The 5,019-nt window shown below is 45.6% G+C and carries 5 protein-coding genes; 4 read left to right on the forward strand and 1 reads right to left on the reverse strand.

Annotation, left to right across the window (positions count from 1 at the left end; translation table 11 throughout):
* The 4 genes from WG891_RS26400 to WG891_RS26415 all read left to right on the forward strand — a co-directional run.
* On the forward strand, positions 1–1,653 hold a 1,653-nt coding region (locus WG891_RS26400; RefSeq protein ID WP_337265062.1), incomplete at its 5' end, for an Ig-like domain-containing protein.
* A gap of 585 nt (positions 1,654–2,238) precedes the next feature.
* A complete protein-coding gene (locus WG891_RS26405) occupies positions 2,239–2,790 on the forward strand; it encodes a helix-turn-helix domain-containing protein (protein WP_337265063.1) in 552 nt (183 codons plus the stop codon).
* A 457-nt stretch (positions 2,791–3,247) separates the two neighbouring features.
* Positions 3,248–3,835: a response regulator transcription factor gene (locus tag WG891_RS26410; protein ID WP_337265064.1), complete on the forward strand. Its 588-nt coding sequence runs from the start codon at positions 3,248–3,250 to the stop codon at positions 3,833–3,835.
* A gap of 102 nt (positions 3,836–3,937) precedes the next feature.
* Positions 3,938–4,273, forward strand: a complete 336-nt coding sequence (locus WG891_RS26415) for a hypothetical protein (protein WP_337265065.1) — start codon at positions 3,938–3,940, stop codon at positions 4,271–4,273.
* Positions 4,274–4,910: 637 nt separating this feature from the next.
* Here the strand turns inward: WG891_RS26415 and WG891_RS26420 are convergent.
* Positions 4,911–5,019: arginine deiminase family protein (locus tag WG891_RS26420; RefSeq protein WP_337265066.1), on the reverse strand; the 109-nt coding region annotated here is incomplete at its 5' end.

The raw sequence follows: 5,019 nt of genomic DNA on the forward strand, positions 1-5,019 counted from the left end.
AGCAAGACCGGGGCACTGCAGCCTGGTGACGTCACCGACGACACCACGCCGACCCTGAACGGCCAGGCGGAAGCGGGCGCGAAGGTTGAGATCTACGACAACGGCAACAAGCTTGGTGAAACCACCGCCGATGCCGAAGGGAACTGGGTCTTCACGCCGGAAAGCGAACTGGCGGAAGGTGAGCACAGCTTTACCGTGCGTGCCACCGACGTTGCGGGCAATCAGTCTGGTAGCTCACAGGCCTGGCAAACCACGATTGTCGTCCAACAGCCAGAAATGCCGGTGATTGAGTCAGTGATTGACGATGTCGGTCCACAGACGGGGGCCTTGACCTCTGGGGATGTAACCGACGATCGTCGTCCGGAAATCTCGGGCCGCAGTGAGCCGGAGGTCACGGTGATTGTTTATGACCGTGGCGTCGAGATTGGCCGTGGCCAAGCAGACAGCCAGGGGCGCTGGAGCGTGACGCCAGAGAACGATCTGAACGACGGGGAATACAGCCTCACCGCGGTTGTGGTGAATGCTGCCGGCAACAGCAGCGTGGCTTCCGATCCGTTCGAGCTGATTGTTTATACCGGCACTGGCCCAACTCAGATTGCGCGTCTTTCGCAGATGGGTAAAGACTCCGGCTATGACGGAAATGACTTTGTGTCTGACAATGGCAACGCCGGGCGTTTGATGCACGGTACGCTGAGTGCAGAACTGACGGCGGGTCAGAACCTGCAAGTGTCTACCGACGGAGGCCGCAGTTGGTCCAACGCCCTGGTGGACGGGACGAAATGGGCCGCTCAGGATCTGAGTCTGCATGCCGCAAACTGGACGATCCAGACCCGTGTGGTGGATCAGTCTGGTAACGCCGGTTTTGTGATGTCGCAGGCGGTTACTCTCGACATCACTGCGCCACGCGTGCCAGCCGCAGTGCGTCTGGAAGGGAACAGCCTGCTTGTTGAGTTTGATGCGCAGAATGTTGCTGTTGGCGAACGTATTGCCGTGGTGGCTGACGGTGGCGCCCAGCGCTTCGAGCATACCCTTACCGCACAGGATATCGCTGCTGGTTCAGTGAGCCTGGACGTGGGGGCGGTAAGCAGTGCCAGCGCAGCCCTGGTCGATCTGGCCGGTAACCTGTCAGGCTTTGTGAATGCCGGCGGTTCTGCACCGGGGGTGAATATGGCGGTGACGGGGGATGTGTCTGAACTCTACGGACAGAGCCGTGACAACATCTTCACGCTAGACGATGTCAATGTACTCAATAACGTGAAGGTGATTGAGGGTAACGGCGGTATTGATACGCTGAAACTGATGGGAGCTGATCAGGTGCTGGATTTGTCAGCCTGGACAGGGCGTTTGAGCTCGGTAGAGGTTCTCGACATCACCGGATCAGGCAATAACACACTGAAGATCTCTCTGGGGGACGTGCTGGACCAAGGGTTCCGTGGGGCATTTATCAACGACGAAAGCGTGCAGTTGGCGGTCAAAGGTGATGAGGGTGATGTGGTAATGCTGAGCGATCTGCTGCCTAACGGCATGGACGTTGGTGATTGGGAAAACCTCGGGGAAGTGGTTTCGGCGGGTATCTCCTACGACGTATACCATCACACCGGCCTGGAAGCTGAGCTTTTGGTACAACAGGGCGTTAGCGTTCAGTTCTTGTAAGGTTAATTTGTGGGGCTGTGTATCAGCCCTTTCAATATAACTCATCAATATTCTCGTGATACTTTAAGTTGCGTGACAAAAGCGTATGACGTTCTTGTCATGCAACTTGAAGTATGAAGGGTATAGAGTATAGCTTACACACCCTTCAAGGTACCTAAGCACAAATAACAACAGCAAAGCGTTTTAAACATGTGTTGATAATGGAGATTCAGCGTCTGTTTCGCAGTCAGCTGCTTTATCTTGCAAATGAGTGGCCTGATATTGGGCTATATATTTAATATTTCAAGTTGTAAAAAGATAGCGATGTAGTGCCCCCAAATGGATGAGACCCATGGATGGCAAAAATAACAAAGCCAACGTAAAGACAACTTAAAATTTCACCAGTAAAAAATACGTCAATAAAACCGTAGTAAATGCGCCATGATGATGCATTTGAGATTCATTGCCAATAACAGATGCTGATATGCTTACCTTTTGAAAAATAAAGGACATCAAGGTGTGTGGCAATATCCTTCTGCGATGGAAAATGGAGGGTGCTAGCGGTTCTTATAGCGGTTAAAAATTTCAATCTTCACGGGGGGGGAAATGAGGAGAGAATGTTTTATAGTAACAAATAATAGTTACTTTTTTTTGGGGATATCTGACCTGATTAGCGATTTGCCTGAGGGTGGAGCATCAAGATTGTCACTCGATTCCTTCTTAAGTAAAAGATACCACAATGAGTCTGCTCTCTTGGTGTTTTACTTTGAGGATATGATGTCCGTTTTTAAAATATTGTTATTCCTTGATGGTGTCAATAATGATACGGTATTTATTTCAAAGAATAAAAATATAATAAAGCTTTGCTCGGCATTTGGCTTTAATAGCATTAAGATAAAGTCTATTATGAGCGTCAATGCAGTGTATCGTAAAAGAAAATCCCAAGATGAGTGTAAGATAAAGGTATTATCTAACATGGAAAGGCGAGTCATGACAAGATTGCTTGATGGTGACTCTAACTCTGCGTTGGCAAGAAAAGAAAATTTATCCGATAAAACGATATCTCATCATAAAAGAAGTGCTTTGGTGAAGGTTGGAGTAAACAATATCAACCTTTTCTTTGACGATATAAATAAAGATATTTTCAGCCTGCTGTAAACTTCTTTAGTAATACATCGAGTAAATGAGGCAAGTATTTTTCCATCGAAGCCTCGGCGTTTCTTTATGCTACGCTTTATGTCAATAGGTAAAAGTAATCTAAATGGTGAGGTTCTTGAGAGGGAACCGTGAGGGCTGGTGATATTTACGAGTAGATGAAGCCCGCACTCATTGGTGAGTTTATACCTCTCGTTTTTTGTGTACATACTCTATTTGGTGGTAGCTATGCTTACAATGAGCGTGATATCGGCCCGAGAAATTACATCTGCGGAGAGAACGATAAGATAAGCAATAATAACGTGACTTAGCGATTATGTTCAGGGGCATTGTTTACCGGTTGGTGTCGCTGATGTATTGGCTGAAATTCTGGTGGCATTTAATGATAAACCGGAGCGCTTAATCGTAATCTCAAGAATATAAAAAAGTTTTATTGATTTTTACTTCATGGAAGGTATCTATGAAAAAGTGGAAAGTCATGCTGAGCAGCAATTGCCAATTTACCCTTGCAGGGTTGGAGCATGTGATCAAGTCTCATGACAAATTGTCGGAAAAGACTGACGTTGTTAGTTGGCCTGTGAGTTGGCTCGGTCATGAGGATTGTATAGGGTTTGGCATTGATATTCTTATCCTGGTACTCGATTCAACCGCTAGCAAAATAGTTCCCAGGTTGATTGATAATATAAACAGATGGAATCAAGTGAGTGTGATTTTGTTGACACCCAGTAATTGTAATGCTGGAGTGAATCACTACCTAATGCAAATGGTTAATGCTCGAGCTGTATATAGTTCTGCTGTATCAGTGGCAACATTGCAGAACCAATTGATCGATATAGTCGAAAATCGTGTTTCTAATAATAAAGAAAATATGATGAAGCTTTCTGCACGGGAGCAGGTTGTGATAAGTTCTTTATTAAAGGGAGTGGATATGATACGAATTGCATCAGAGTTAGGTTTGAGCTACAAAACGGTGAGTCACTATAAACGTACTGCATTATTAAAGTTAGGCGTGAGCTCATTACATGGAGTAATGATTCTTGGGTTGTAAAATAATAGGATAACGTTGACTTATCGATTAGCAAATGAATTACCTAGCAAACTTTAAGTAGGGAGCGCTTCTATCTTAAACAGTTACTGCGGGTTAACGTGGGTGACAAATCTTGCTGCTGTCGTAGAGCCTGATTTAGCCACGTCATTGCTTGCGGTTAAAGCCATTTGGCTGGCGATGGCAAGCGGTTTTCAAGAGCATTCAGGGATGGTGCAGAGCGATACCTGGCTTTCTCGTGGTGGTATGGACAGCATGTTGCTGACTATTTGGGCGGTTATCGATGCGGTTACCTTTGGGCTTATGGTGGATGGCTTTGGTTTGCGCAATAAGCTGATTACCCCGCTGCTGTTGCGGGCCAAGGTATGGGTAGCCCGTTTGCCTCTGTTAAAACCAATGGCGAATGATTATTATTCTTCCTGTTACCATGCAGATGTATAGTGAGACTAGAAAATAAAAATAGATTGGTGAGTAAGATAATTGACTAAGAAACTCCTTGGTAAAATGAATTTTTTATTCATCAAGGGTGAGTGCATGCAATATCATATTGGGAGAAATCTCATTAAATAGCGATATTTGAACATGCGGGTTATTTACTCTCCTATCTTTACTGTCTTTTCAGACTTTCCTGGTAATTTATGGCATGTTTAAATTTTACTCGCTGATTGGGATTGTGTCCAATTGACACATTGCCGTTGAAAGCTTATATTCATTTCTCGTTTTTAGGATGCAATAACCCATAAAGTAAACAAGATCACCACGATTTTTCTATAAGCTCATTATGATGGGTGTGATGACTACTATTGAGTTTTTGTAATATTTATTTCTACTAATTAGACTATACCCAAAATAGCTTGGCTTCCTCCTGACTCGGTGGTGTAAAGCGTCTTGGTAAGGGCAGAACGCCAGCTTAAGCGGTCAGAAAGCTCAACTGACGGTATTATGGAAAAATATCGCGATCGCGACCTGCGGTCGCTAGAAAAGAAGAGCCCCACCTGAAAAAGTGGGGTTAGTCAACAGTCTGAACCGGATAGCTTATCTACCCGGCTTGAGCTCAACTGCGGAAGCGACTATTTAATCAATAATCAATAGCGTCACGGATAATCGGGCAGGTCATACAGTGGCCACCACCGCGCCCACGGCCCAATTCACTGCCCACAATCTCAATCACCTCAACCCCTTCTTTA

Origin of the sequence: Serratia sp. MMO-28 (genome assembly GCF_037199905.1) — a bacterium.
Classification (GTDB): Bacteria; Pseudomonadota; Gammaproteobacteria; order Enterobacterales; family Enterobacteriaceae; genus Chania; species Chania oryzae.

What these genes read in the sequence shown, in the direction of transcription:
- WG891_RS26405 (WP_337265063.1), top strand. Translation starts at nt 2,239, where the DNA reads ATGAGGAGAGAATGTTTTATAGTAACAAATAATAGTTACTTTTTTTTG.
- WG891_RS26410 (WP_337265064.1), top strand. Translation starts at nt 3,248, where the DNA reads ATGAAAAAGTGGAAAGTCATGCTGAGCAGCAATTGCCAATTTACCCTT.